The sequence below is a fragment of the Glycomyces sp. L485 genome, assembly GCF_022548875.1.
Classification (GTDB): domain Bacteria; phylum Actinomycetota; class Actinomycetes; order Mycobacteriales; family Micromonosporaceae; genus Glycomyces.
Genome location: NZ_JAKZEW010000037.1, coordinates 1 through 12,605, shown reverse-complemented (window position 1 = coordinate 12,605; position 12,605 = coordinate 1). Strand labels below are relative to the sequence as shown.

At 67.9% G+C, this 12,605-nt stretch carries 11 protein-coding genes; 5 read left to right on the top strand and 6 right to left on the bottom strand.

Features of this window, described 5'->3' with window-relative positions:
• The first annotated feature begins 25 nt into the window (after positions 1–25).
• The 3 genes from L0U85_RS16130 (at position 26) to L0U85_RS16120 (ending at position 3,319) form a co-directional block, all read left to right on the top strand.
• A complete protein-coding gene (locus tag L0U85_RS16130) occupies positions 26–1,537 on the top strand; it encodes an acyl-CoA carboxylase subunit beta (protein WP_241378783.1) in 1,512 nt (503 codons plus the stop codon).
• A gap of 8 nt (positions 1,538–1,545) precedes the next feature.
• Positions 1,546–2,718, top strand: coding sequence for an acyl-CoA dehydrogenase family protein (locus L0U85_RS16125; protein WP_241378782.1), 1,173 nt, complete (start codon positions 1,546–1,548; stop codon positions 2,716–2,718).
• A gap of 121 nt (positions 2,719–2,839) precedes the next feature.
• The gene (locus L0U85_RS16120; RefSeq protein ID WP_241378781.1) at positions 2,840–3,319 is read left to right on the top strand and encodes a Rieske (2Fe-2S) protein; all 480 of its coding nucleotides are present in this window, start codon (positions 2,840–2,842) and stop codon (positions 3,317–3,319) included.
• A 208-nt stretch (positions 3,320–3,527) separates the two neighbouring features.
• Here the strand turns inward: L0U85_RS16120 and L0U85_RS16115 are convergent, their stop codons facing one another.
• From L0U85_RS16115 to L0U85_RS16100, 4 genes are all read right to left on the bottom strand, one after another.
• A complete protein-coding gene (locus tag L0U85_RS16115) occupies positions 3,528–3,917 on the bottom strand; it encodes a DUF3151 domain-containing protein (RefSeq protein WP_347177464.1) in 390 nt (129 codons plus the stop codon).
• A 71-nt stretch (positions 3,918–3,988) separates the two neighbouring features.
• Positions 3,989–5,368 (bottom strand): Na+/H+ antiporter NhaA, encoded by a 1,380-nt coding sequence (gene nhaA, locus L0U85_RS16110; RefSeq protein WP_241378779.1) that lies wholly within the window; start codon positions 5,366–5,368, stop codon positions 3,989–3,991.
• A gap of 140 nt (positions 5,369–5,508) precedes the next feature.
• On the bottom strand, positions 5,509–6,948 hold the full coding sequence (locus L0U85_RS16105) for an alanine/glycine:cation symporter family protein (RefSeq protein WP_241378778.1): 1,440 nt from the start codon (positions 6,946–6,948) through the stop codon (positions 5,509–5,511).
• 181 nt (positions 6,949–7,129) lie between these two features.
• On the bottom strand, positions 7,130–7,549 hold the full coding sequence (locus L0U85_RS16100) for a Fur family transcriptional regulator (RefSeq protein WP_241378777.1): 420 nt from the start codon (positions 7,547–7,549) through the stop codon (positions 7,130–7,132).
• Positions 7,550–7,739: 190 nt separating this feature from the next.
• Between L0U85_RS16100 and L0U85_RS16095 the strand changes: the two genes are divergently transcribed.
• Entirely contained in the window at positions 7,740–9,209 is a 1,470-nt protein-coding gene (locus L0U85_RS16095) for a catalase (protein ID WP_241378776.1), read from the top strand.
• Between the two features lie 153 nt (positions 9,210–9,362).
• Here the strand turns inward: L0U85_RS16095 and L0U85_RS16090 are convergent, their stop codons facing one another.
• Both L0U85_RS16090 and L0U85_RS16085 read right to left on the bottom strand, forming a co-directional pair.
• The gene (locus L0U85_RS16090) at positions 9,363–9,944 is read right to left on the bottom strand and encodes a helix-turn-helix domain-containing protein (protein WP_241378775.1); all 582 of its coding nucleotides are present in this window, start codon (positions 9,942–9,944) and stop codon (positions 9,363–9,365) included.
• Between the two features lie 195 nt (positions 9,945–10,139).
• Positions 10,140–10,532: a DUF1877 family protein gene (locus tag L0U85_RS16085; RefSeq protein WP_277605911.1), complete on the bottom strand. Its 393-nt coding sequence runs from the start codon at positions 10,530–10,532 to the stop codon at positions 10,140–10,142.
• Positions 10,533–10,919: 387 nt separating this feature from the next.
• Here L0U85_RS16085 and L0U85_RS16080 point away from each other — a divergent pair, with 387 nt between their 5' ends.
• Positions 10,920–11,702 (top strand): TSUP family transporter, encoded by a 783-nt coding sequence (locus tag L0U85_RS16080; protein WP_241378773.1) that lies wholly within the window; start codon positions 10,920–10,922, stop codon positions 11,700–11,702.
• The last annotated feature ends 903 nt before the right edge of the window (positions 11,703–12,605 follow it).

Below are 12,605 nucleotides of genomic sequence, written 5' to 3'. Positions count from 1 at the left end.
CGGGTCTTGGAGAGGGGCGCGCATCGTGGACTACCGTGCCGAACGCGAGAGCATCACGCGCGGAGGCGCCGAGAAGTACCACAAGGCTGCCGCCGCGGCGGGCAAGTACCACGCGCGCGAACGCATCCGTCGGCTCGCCGACCTCGACTCGTTCACCGAGGACGCCCTGTGGGCCAACCCCGACCCGGCGCTCCCCGCCGACGGGGTGGTGTGCGGAACGGCCACCGTCCAAGGCAGGCCGGTGCGCATCATCGCGAACGACTCCACGGTCAAAGCCGGCTCATGGGGCGCCAGGACCGTCGAGAAGATCATCCGGACCATCGAGGCCGCCCAGCTCGAGCGGCACCCCATCGTCTACCTCGTCGACTCCGCCGGGGCGCGCATCACCGACCAGGTGCAGCTGTTCCCCGGCCGCAGGGGCGCCGGCAGGATCTTCCACGAGCAGGTCAGGGCCTCCGGTCAGGTCCCCCAGGCTTGCGCGCTGTTCGGGCCCTCGGCCGCAGGCGGCGCCTACATCCCGGCGTTCTGCGACGTCGTCGCGATGGTCGACGGGAACGCCTCCATGTACCTCGGCAGCCCACGCATGGTCGAGATGGTCACCGGCGAGCAGACCACATTGGAGGCCATGGGCGGGGCCCGCATCCACTGCGAGGAATCCGGCGTTGGGCACTTCCTGTGCCGCAACGAAGACGAGGCGATCGCCTCCATCCGCCGGTGGCTGTCCTACCTCCCGTCGAACTGGACGCAGCCGCCCCCGGCCCGCGCCGCCAGACCCCCGAAGGACATCGACCTCGCCGCCCTCGTCCCGCCGGGCGAATCCACGCCGTTCGACATGCACGACTTCATCGACGGCCTGGTCGACCGCGATTCAGTACTGGAAGTGCAGGCCAGATGGGCCGGAGAGCTCATCTGCACCCTCGCCCGACTCGACGGCCGCCCCGTCGGCGTCGTCGCCTCCAACCCGAGCGTGCGCGGCGGCGTCCTGTTCTCCGACTCCGCCGACAAGGCCGCCCGGTTCGTCAACACCTGCGACGCGTTCAACGTGCCGCTCTTGTTCCTCGCCGACGTCCCCGGGTTCATGGTCGGCGCCGAATTCGAGAAGGGCGGCATCATCCGACACGGCGCCAAGATGATCGCCGCCGTCGCCGAGGCCACCGTCCCGAAGGTCTGCGTCGTCGTCCGCAAGGCCTACGGCGCCGGCCTCTACGCCATGGCCGGACCCGCGTTCGGCTCCGACGCCGTCCTCGCCCTCCCCACCGCGAAGATCGCCGTCATGGGCGCCGAAGCCGCCGTCAACGCCGTGTACGCCAACAAGATCGCACTGATCGAAGACGAGGCCGAACGCGAGCGGTTCATCGCCGACCGGCGCGAAGAGTACGAGGCCGACGTCGACCTGCGGCGCCTCGCCGGAGAACTCGTCGTCGACGACGTCCTCGAGGCCGCCGACCTCAGGTCCGACCTCATCGCACGCTACCGCCGACTGTCCCACAAGGACCGCCGGTTCGCCGACCGCAGACATCCGATAACACCGGTGTAGGAGGAGCTATGAGACTCACACACGAGCAGGCCGAATTCGCCGCCGCGGTGAGGGAGTTCGCCGAGACGGAGATCAGGCCCGTCATAGGCGACTACTACGAGCGGGGCGCCTTCCCCGCAGACCTCGTCCGCGACCTGGGAAAGCTCGGCGTCTTCGGCGTGACGCTGCCCGAGGCGTACGGCGGAGCCGAAGCCGGGCTGCTCATGCTCTGCCTCGCCCTGGAGGAGATCGCCCGCGTCGACTCCTCCGTGGCCGTCACCGTCGAGGCGTCGGTGACCCTCGGCTCCGAAGGCCTCGCCAAGTACGGCACCGAGGAGCAGAAGGAGCGGTGGCTGCCCCGCATGGCCGCCGGCGAGGGCCTGTGCGCCTTCGCGCTCACCGAACCGAGCGGCGGCACCGACGCCGGACGCACCGACACCCGCGCCCGACTCGAAGGCGACCACTGGGTGATCGACGGCGCGAAGTGCTTCATCACCAACGCCGGCACCGCCATGACCGACCTCATCGTCGCCACCGCCGCCACCGGACCCGACGAGGTCTCCTGCATCGCCGTCGAGCCCGGGGCCCCCGGGCTCGAGATCGGCCCCGAGTACTCCAAGGTCGGCTGGCGGGCCTCGGACACGCGGCCGGTGTACTTCGACGGCTGCCGCGTCCCCGCCGAGAACCTCATCGGCGTCAGGGGCAGGGGCTTCACGCAGTTCCTGGAGCTCCTCGACTCCGGCCGGGTGGCCCTCGCAGCGCTGGCGACCGGCATGGCCCAGGGCTGCCTGGACGAGTCCCTCGCCCACGCCAAGGAGCGCGAGGCGTTCGGGAAGCCGATAGCGGCGAACCAGTCGATCGCGTTCATGCTCGCCGACATGCGGCTGCGGGCCCACACGGCCCGGCTGGCGTACCAGGACGCGGCCGAGCGGGCCGACGCCGGCGAGGCCTTCGGCACCGACGCGGCGATCGCGAAGCTCTACGCTTCCCAGGCCGCGGTCGAGAACGCCCGCGAGGCGACCCAGATCTTCGGCGGCTACGGCTTCATGAACGAGACCGCCGTCGCCCGCGCCTGGAGGGACTGCAAGATCCTCGAGATCGGCGAGGGGACCAACGAGGTCCAACGGATGCTGATTGCTCGATCCCTGGGAGTTTTATCAAGTCTTCAACAAAATTCTTTGAAATACGAGTTCTGCACATGACAAGCTCGTTGTCGGCGCGTAGTGTTACCGCCATGGCCGCCTAAAGGGGATGGCCTCCCCCATACCTCACATAGCGGCAGTTACACCGCAACTCTGAGTGACAGCAGATTGAGGAGCAAGAATGACCGACACCGACAACGGCCGCGCCATCGCGCAGCGGGTCCTCGCCTCGCGGCGCGGGATCATGTGCGGCGTGGCCGCACTCGGAGCCGCGGGGGCGCTGGCCGCCTGCGGCACGGCCGAACCCTCCGACTCCAGTGCCGGCGGCTCCGGCGACGAACCGACCGGCGGCACCGACAGCGGGGCCGCGGAGGGCGGCGGGGCGGCCCTGACCGAGACCTCGGCGGTGCCGGTCGGCGGCGGCATCGTCGTGGACGACACCATCGTGGTCCAGCCGACGGCCGACGAGTTCCTGGCATTCTCGGCGGCCTGCCCGCACCAGGGCTCCATCCTCAACGCCCCGGACGCCGACGGCGTCATCATCTGCCCGAACCACGCCTCCCAGTTCGACATGGGGGGCGAGCTCCTCCAGGGTCCGGCCGAGACCGGCCTGTCCGAAGTCGACATCACCGTGGAGAACGGCAGCATCACCCTCGCCTGAGGCGGGACATGAGCGAGCCGGTGGGACCACAGGGGGCGGTTCCACCGGCTTTTTCCGTCTCCGCGTGTAGGCAGCCGCTGTCCACGATCCTCGGCGGTCAGACCTGCCATGATCGGTGCCCTTGCCCCTGGGAACGAACCGCAGAACTTGAGAACGAACGCGGGGCGGCCCGCACGGCGAAGCCGTGCGGGCCGCCCCGCGTTCGCGTCTAAGTCAGGGCGTCGGCGGCGGCCGGGTCGGAGTCGCGCAGGAACTGCGCGCAGCGGGCGGCCTCGTCGGCCTCCCCGATGGCCGCGGCCGCCCGGGAGAGCTGGTAGAGCGACTTCAGGAAGCCCCGATTCGGCTTGTGCTCCCACGGGATCGGGCCGTGGCCCCTCCAGCCGCTGCGCCGCAGCTGGTCGAGGCCCCGGTGATAGCCGGTCCGGGCGAAGGCGTACGCGCTCACGTCGTCGCCGGCCTCGATGGCGTTCCTGGCCAGCCGCGCCCAGGCCGCGCAGAACCACGGATAGTTCCTGACCGTGTCCTCAGGGGAGTGCTCATCGAGGTACTTCCTGGCCTCGGTGTCCTCTGGAAGCAAGGTGGCCGGGGGCTGGGACATGAGATTCTGCGGAGCCAATGCGATGTCCTCACTCTAGGGTCGAGTCGCTCGTGAAAACCGGTCAGCCAAGACTAACGCCCCTCGTTCGCGTCCTCCAGAGCCTCACCGCGCTTGGGCACGGCCAGCCGCAGCAGCAGACCGCCCAGGCACGCGGCGATGAGGGAGCCGCCGAGCACGCCGATCTTGGCCTCGTCGGTCAGCATCGCCGCGTCCCCGCTGCGGAACGCCAGCTCGGTGATGAACAGCGCCACGGTGAACCCGACGCCCGCCACCGCCGCTAGACCGCCCATGAGCAGCCACGACGTACCTTCCGGCAGCCGGCCCAGGCCGGCCTTGACGACGATCCAGGTCGCCAGCAGCACCCCGGCGAACTTGCCGACCACGAGCCCGGCCGCGATGCCGAGCGTGGCCGCCGACGCCAGCGCGGCGCCCAGCGTCTCGCCGCTCAGCGCGACCCCGGCGTTCGCCAGCGCGAACAGCGGCAGGACCACGAACGAGGAGAACGGGTGGAACTGGTGCTGGAGCCGTTCGGTGGGCGGCACGGACTCCCTGACGAGCTTCGTGATCCGCTCGGTCTCCGCGACGGTCAGGCCGTCCTGGGCGAGCTCTTGGGCGGTGTTGTGGGCGACGGTCGGGTCGAGCAGGGGCCGGGAGGAGATGATCAGGCCCATGGCGACGCCGGCGATGGTGGCGTGGACGCCCGATTCGAGCATGGCGACCCAGGCGAGGATGCCGATGACGAGGTAGACGGGGCCGGACCAGACGTTGAGCAGGCGCAGGACGACGGCGGTTGCGAGGAGAAGCCCGGCGGCGATGAGCCAGGGCATGGAGAGGGAGTCGGTGTAGAAGACGGCGATGACTGCGATGGCGCCGAGGTCGTCGACGATGGCGAGGGTGAGCAGGAAGATCCGCGCCTGGGAGGGGATGCGGTTGCCGAAGAGCGCGACGATGCCGACTGCGAAGGCGATGTCGGTGGCCATGGGGATGCCCCAGCCGTGGGCGGCTTCGCCGCCGGCGTTGAAGGCGATGTAGATGAGGGCGGGCACGACCATGCCGCCGAGGGCGCCGGCGACCGGGGCGACGGCGTTGCGGACCTGGCGGAGGTGTCCGGTGACGATCTCGCTCTTGATCTCCATGCCGACGACGAAGAAGAAGATCGCCATCAGGCCGTCGTTGATCCAGTCTTTCAGGCTGTGGTGGAGTTCGAAGCCGCCGAAGTCGAACGCGATCTCCATGCCCCAGACGGTCTCGTAGGAGGACGACCAGGGGGAGTTGGCCCAGAGGAGGGCGATGGCGGCGCAGGCGAGGAGGACGATGCCGCCGGCCGGTTCGATCTTGAGGAACTCGGCGGCGGGGCGTCCGACGTACCGGGCGAGGGGCCGGTTGGAGTGCAGGAACGTCGGACGTCTGTTCCAGATGGGGGATTTCCAGGGTTCCTTCGTCAGCCTCATGCGGGGGAGCCTAGCGACCTGCGTCGCGCGGCCGCCGGGTGTCTTGGGTCTTCGTATGGCTGTGCCACATTTCGGGTGACCCGTGACGCAGTCGAGCGACCACGGTGTGCTGACCGGGGCCGCTCGATCCGTTTGGGGCTCTACACCTTTTCGGCGTCGTGCTCGGTGGTCTCCCACACTTGGACGCCCTTGAGGCCGCGGACGCGGTCGCGGCTGAAGACGGGGTCGAGGCCGTCTCGCCGCTGGGCGTCGTAGTCGCGGAGGACCTTGACGACGACGCCGGTGAGGGCGAGGACGGCGAGGAGGTTGACGGTGGCCATGAGGCCCATGGTGACGTCGGCGAGGCTCCACACGGTGCCGAACGAGGCGACGGAGCCGATGAAGGTGAGGGCGACGACCAGGACGCGGAGTGCGTTGAGGCTGATGCGGTTGTCGGAGAAGAACTTGATGTTCGCCTCGCCGTAGTAGTAGTTGCCGAGCACTGAGGTGAAGGTGAACAGCATGAGGATCGCGGTCATGACGTGGAGGGCCCATCCGCCGAGGGCGGCCTCGACGCCGAGTGCGACGAGGTTGTCGCCGTGGTCGCCGAAGACCGGGCCGGTGGTGAGGACGATGAACGCCGAGATGGTGCACAGGAAGATCGTGTCGAAGTAGACGCCGAACGCCTGTGTCAGGCCCTGTTTGACGGGGTGGGAGACGGAGGCGGTGGCGCCGGCGTTCGGGGCCGAGCCCATGCCGCCCTCGTTGGAGAACATGCCGCGTCGCACGCCTTGGACGATGACGGTGCCGAGGGTGGCCCCGGCGAACTGTTCGAAGCCGAACGCGGAGGTGAAGATGTCGGTGAGCGCCTCGGGGATCTGGTCGACGTTGATGGCGACGACGACGATGCCGATGACGAGGTAGACGACGGCCATGGCGGGCACGAGGAGCTGGGTGATGTGGGCGATGCGCTTGAGGCCGCCGAAGACGACGGCGCCGGTTACGGCGGCGAGGATCAGGCCGATGACGATCTCGGTGTGGTCGCCGGTGGTGGCGCCCATGCTGTCGAGTGAGGTGGTGGCGGCGCCGGTGAAGGTGTTGGCCTGCACCATGTTGAACGTGACGGGGTAGGTGAGGATGAGGATGAGGGCGAAGACGCCGCCGGCCCAGGGCAGGCCGAGGCCGTGTTTCATGTAGTAGGCGGGGCCGCCGCGGAAGCCGGTGGGGGTGCGTTCCTTGTAGACCTGGGCGAGGGTGGATTCGGCGAAGGCGGTGGCGGCGACGACGACGGCCATGAGCCACATCCAGAAGACGGCGCCGGGGCCGCCTACTGCGATGGCGGCGGAGACGCCGACGATGTTGCCGGTGCCGACGCGGGCGGCCGCGGAGACGGCGAAGGCTTGGAAGGCTGAGATGTTCTTCTGGCCGTCGGGGAGGGTGCCGGGCTGCTCTCTGAGGCCGCGGAACATCTGCGGAAGGAGTCGGAACTGGACGCCTCTGGTGAGGACGATGTAGAGCAGGCTGGTGCCCGCCAACAGGAAGATGATGAACCACCAGAAGTAGTCGTTGGCGGTGAATATCTGTTCGAGCAGTCCGTCCACGTGGGGCTCCTTCGTTCAGGCAGGCAGGCTGAAACAAGCTGCGCGGCAGGGGGGTGCGCGGCTGATCTCTGGATCGAGGCAGCTTGCCGACGGTAGCGGAGCCGTCCGGAGACGGTCAAGGGAATCTACGGTCTTTGACCGTTTCGTCATAAAGGTGACACTAGAGCGCGACAGCGCTTGATCACGCCGCCTGCTGGCACTCCGGGCAGAGGCCGCGGAAGGTGATGGAGGCCTCGGTGACGGCGAATCCGTGGCGCTCGTCGCCGGGGAGCCAGTCGAGCGGGTCGCCGACGGTGTGGACGTCCTTCATGGCGCCGCAGCCGTCGCAGATGAGGTGGTGGTGGTCGTGCTCGGCGTTGGGGTCGTAGCGCTTGGAGCGTCCGTCGAAGTTGAGTTCGAGGATCTCGCCGAGGGCGACCATCTCGTTGAGGGTGTTGTAGACGGTGGCGCGGGAGATCTCGGGCATGCGCTCGCAGGCGCGTTCGAGGATCTCGTCGGCGGTGTAGTGCACATGAGCGCCGTCGAGTGTCTCGGCGATCACTCGACGCTGCGGGGTCATGCGCCACTGGTGCCGACGCAGACGGGTAATGAGGTCACTCATGGTCGTCTCTCAGGGCCTTTCGGAGTCGAATCCCACTCTAGCAGCAGAAACATCGCGGCACCACTTACCTAGGACTGGATCTTTCATTAGACAAAGTCTAAGCTAGGATCGAGTCGAAGACAGGAGCCCCGGCCCGTTTCACATTCCGGACCGCCGGGCACTGGTGCAACACAGCGAGAGAGGGCGCTCCATGAGCGATCAGTTCGACAACACCGCAGGCCCGCTGACCACCGAGTCGGGCGCGCCGGTGGCTGACAACAACCAGAGCGAGGCCGCCGGTGTTGGCGGGCCGCTGCTCATCCAGGACCAGGTGCTGCTGGAGAAGCTCGCGCACTTCAACCGCGAGCGCATCCCCGAGCGCGTCGTCCACGCCCGCGGCGCCGGCGCGTACGGCAAGTTCACCGTGACCGCCGACGTCACGAAGTACACCAAGGCCGCCTTCCTTTCCCAGGTGGGCAAGGAGACCGAGACCTTCCTGCGCTTCTCGACCGTCGCCGGAAACCTCGGCGCGGCCGACGCCGTGCGCGACCCACGCGGGTTCGCACTGAAGTTCTACACCGAACAGGGCAACTACGACCTGGTCGGGAACAACACGCCGGTGTTCTTCATCCGCGACGCGATCAAGTTCCCCGACTTCATCCACACCCAGAAGCGCGACCCGTACACCGGCAGCCAGGAGGCCGACAACGTCTGGGACTTCTGGGGCCTGAGCCCGGAGTCGACGCACCAGGTGACGTGGCTGTTCGGCGACCGGGGCATCCCGGCGTCCTACCGGCACATGAACGGCTACGGCTCCCACACCTACCAGTGGGTCAACGAGGCCGGCGAGCAGTTCTGGGTCAAGTACCACTTCAAGACCGACCAGGGCATCAAGACGCTCAAGCAGGACGAGGCCGACGAGCTCGCGGGCGCAGACCCCGACTCGCACCAGCGTGACCTGCGCGAGGCCATCGAGCGCGGCGAGTACCCGTCGTGGACGGTGCAGGTGCAGATCATGCCCGCCGCCGAAGCCGCGACCTACCGGTTCAACCCGTTCGACCTCACCAAGGTGTGGCCGCACGAGGACTACCCGCCGATCGAGATCGGCAAGCTGGAGCTCAACCGCAACCCCGAGAACATCTTCGCCGAGGTCGAGCAGTCGATCTTCTCCCCCGCGCACTTCGTGCCGGGCATCGGGCCGAGCCCGGACAAGATGCTCCAGGGCCGCCTGTTCGCCTACGGCGACGCGCACCGCTACCGCGTCGGCATCAACGCCGACCACCTGCCGGTGAACCGCCCGCACGCCACCGAGGCGCGCAACGGCAACCGCGACGGCTTCTACTACGACGGCCGGCACAAGGGCCAGAAGAACTACGAGCCGAACTCGTTCGGCGGCCCCGACCAGAGCGGGCGGCCGCTGTGGGCGCCGGTGAGCGTCAACGGCGAGACCGGAGAGTGGGAGACCCCGAAGCACTCCGAGGACGACGACTTCGTCCAGGCGGGGAACCTGTACCGGCTCATGAGCGAGGACGAGAAGGACCGCCTGATCGCGAACCTGTCGGGCTTCATCGCCAAGGTCAGCCGCGACGACATCGCCGAGCGGGCCGTCGCGAACTTCGCGAAGGCCGACGAGGGCTTCGGCAAGCGGCTCACCGCCGCGGTCGCCGAGCTCCGCAAGTAACAAAGACGCCGAGAGCATGCGGCGGACCCTACAAGCCGCCAGGGTCCGCCGCGGCTCCTCGACACGGCCCAGCGCCGCAGACTCCCCTGTCGACGCCGCGCTGAGTCGGCTCGCGCCCGGCCGGGGTTCGAAAGGCTTCTCCGGCCGGGCGCCTCACTCCTCCAGCGTCCGGCCGCATTCGCCGCATTCCGGCGGCTTCTGGCGGGGCACCTCCACGAACTCCTCGGCGACGATCCGCAGCTTCCAGGTGGCTTCGTCCTCCCGGATCACCGTGATCGAGGTGATGTCGTCGCGGCTGGGTCGCTCCAGACCCCAGTCGATGGCCAGCGGCGCGGCGTGCTTCGCGAGCTTCACGTCCCTGCCTTTGAGGTAGTAGCCGGCCCGCGAATACACCAGGACCTGCTGCTCACCGTGTTCCTTGGGTATCGGCTCGGAGCGGCGCCCGTTGATGAACGCGTGGTACTCGGTGTGGAGCTGCCGGGCGATCTGCTGCAACGGCACCGACGAATACGCCTTGACCCACCGGTTCGCCGGCTGGTTCTTCCACTTGGTCAGCTTCGAGGAGATCTCGGCGTACGAAATCTTCGCCTCCTGACGCCGCCATTCGCTCTGGAACACCGACAGCGACCAGTTGTGAACGGCCCGAACCGCTTCGAGGGTCTCCTCAAGGTTCCGGCGCTGCTGAGCGTCGGGTCTGAACGTATACTCGTAGCCGCGTTTCACCAAGTGAGTCATGGGCTTCGTCATATCCATGACCTGTTGATACCAGACGATTACACACCGACACGTGTTCCTCACCTGATCGGCGTGTCGGTGTCGTTATCGTGATGACACCCGCAGTACCGCCAAGCCCTCGGTACACGCCGCCCCGTCGGCTGATTGCCCGATTCGACGTGGCCGGGCAGGCCGTGAACCAGTGACGCGACCGAGTCAGCCGTACGTCATGATCGCCGCCGCCTCGGACGCCGCGGCGTCCTCGAAGAACGCCACCAGCGTGCCGTAATAGTTCTTCACATACTCGTCGGCGGCGTCGAGATGCGGCTCCAGGCGCTCGAACGGCATCGAACGAAGCGCCTCGGCGGTTGTCGCCACCTGCTTCTTGGACCACGAAAAGATGCCATCACCCATGATTTCACCGTCCTCGCGCAGGTCCACGCGGAGACCGGCGAGGTCGAACAGTTCCTGTAGGTCACGCCCAGCCTTGTCGAGATAGCCGCTGACCTCCTCGACCTCTTCCTTCGCCCAGAGGAACTCCTCGATCGCGTCGTCGTCCTGACGCTCGGCCCAGGCGAGCTCCTCAGGCGTCACCTTGGTGAAAGCCATTGTCATACCCACGGATCGCTCCTACTTTCTCTTCGATGTCACAATCCCGCAATCGAAGCTATTGCACCGATGCAACGGCCCCCGAATTCGAACCGAGCCTCATCGCCGCTTCGTCCGGGTCATTCGGCCACGGGCCGAACCCGTCGCGCCCGAAGGGCGATATGGCTCCACTCACGCGTGGATCTTCTGCCCAATCGATAAGGGCGAAGCCGTGTAGTCGGCAGTAAATTTCCATGTGCTCGCGCTGACGATTCGATCGAGGTGGACTCGACGGTGTCGCGGCTGACGCGTAGCACACCAAGAACTCGTCTACTCACACACCGTTGTATGTCATCTTGATGATCACACCTGCGTGTCTACTAGCCGTGCGGCAAGTAGGCTGTTGCGGTGCCCGTTGAGCTAGACGCCTCCCTGATCGCCCTGCTGGTGACCGCCGCGCTGTTCGCCGGCTGGATCGACGCGGTCGTCGGCGGCGGCGGCCTCGTCGCTCTCCCCGCGCTCCTCGTCGCCTTCCCGAACGCGCCCGTCGCGACCCTTCTGGGCACGAACAAGCTCGCCTCCGTGTTCGGCACCACGACTTCCTCGATCGCATACGCCCGCAAGATCAAGCTCGACCACCGGCTGCTGTGGCCGACCATGGCGATCGCGCTGGGCGCCTCCGGCGCAGGCGCCGCCGCGGCCGCCGCCGTCTCATCGGAGGCGCTGCGGCCCATCATCATCGCCGTCCTCATGGCGGTGCTCATCCTCGTCGTCTCCCGCCCGAAGTTCGGCCTCGAACCACAGCCGAGACTGCGCACCGCCTGGCGAGCCGCCGCCGTCATGCTCGCCTGCGGCGTCGCCATCGCCTTCTACGACGGGATCATCGGCCCGGGAACCGGAATCTTCCTGGCCGTGGCCTTCACCACCCTCCTCGGCTTCGACTACGTCACGGCCTCGGCCCACACCAAGGTCGTCAACGCCGCCACCAACCTCGGCGCCCTCGTCGTCTTCGCGATCCAGGGCCACGTGTGGTGGCAGGTAGGCGTCGCCATGGGCCTCGCCACCACCGCCGGCGCCTGGTTCGGCGCCCACACCGCGATGGCCAAAGGCTCGAAGTTCGTCCGCATCGTCCTGGTCCTCGTCGTCACCGGCCTCCTCGCCCGCCTCAGCTGGGATGTCTGGATCGCCTAGTGGTTCTCCTGTGAGGGAGAGAAGGCTGGTAGTCCCGCTGGTTGTTCGTCAGAGTGCGTCTCAGAGACGAGATCCGAGGGTGCATACACCTGGGGAGCCCGGCAATGGCCGCGGGGGCGTTGGCGGCAGCGGTGTCAGGCGGATGGTTGCTCTGCGCCAAGAGCGGCGGCGATGACGAGGCAGGAGTCGGGTAGGCGGTGTCTTCGGCTCCACGGTGCCTCTCGCTTGGGCTTCAATCGATCAGCGACGAAAGAGCTGAGTGGAGGTCGGGGGCGGGTCGTCGGCCACGGAGGCCGGTCGTGGGGAGCAGGAGCGGGAGCGGGACTCTAGGGGCCGGTTCGGCGGCTGCGGCGGGGCTGTGGTGGTGTCGGTTCGTAGCTATCGCGCCTGCTTTGGGGGTTGTGCGGGGGTGTCGGTTCGGGACGGCCAGGTGCGGAGTTTCGGGACGGTCGAGCACGGAGTCTCGGGCCGCTCGGGTTTGCTGTTCTGGCTCTGAGCACGGGGAATTGCTCGAAGCCGTTTCCGGTTTCGAGCTGGTGGCTGTATGAGGCGCCTTCCCCGCCGCGGCGTCCCGCGGCGGGCAGGTTAAGAACGGGATGGGATCTTCGATCACGTTCGAGCGCACCGGGATCAGCGGTTTATTCGTCACCGGGTGAACCAGATGCATCACCGCAGCCGGTGCCGCCGGTGCGGCCGCTGCTGCTGGCGGTGTTGCTGGTGTGGGGGCGTGCTCGTCTTCGGGGCGGGAGCGTCCGCCCGGTCCGGAGCCCGGTTCGGAGTCCCTTGCGGAGTCTCGCTCGGGTCCGGTGTCGCGCTCGGGCTCGCTCCCGGACCCGGTCGCGGTCCCGGTCCCGGTCTCGGTCCCGGTCGCGGTCTGCGAGGCCGGTGCTGGTGCCTGTCCGG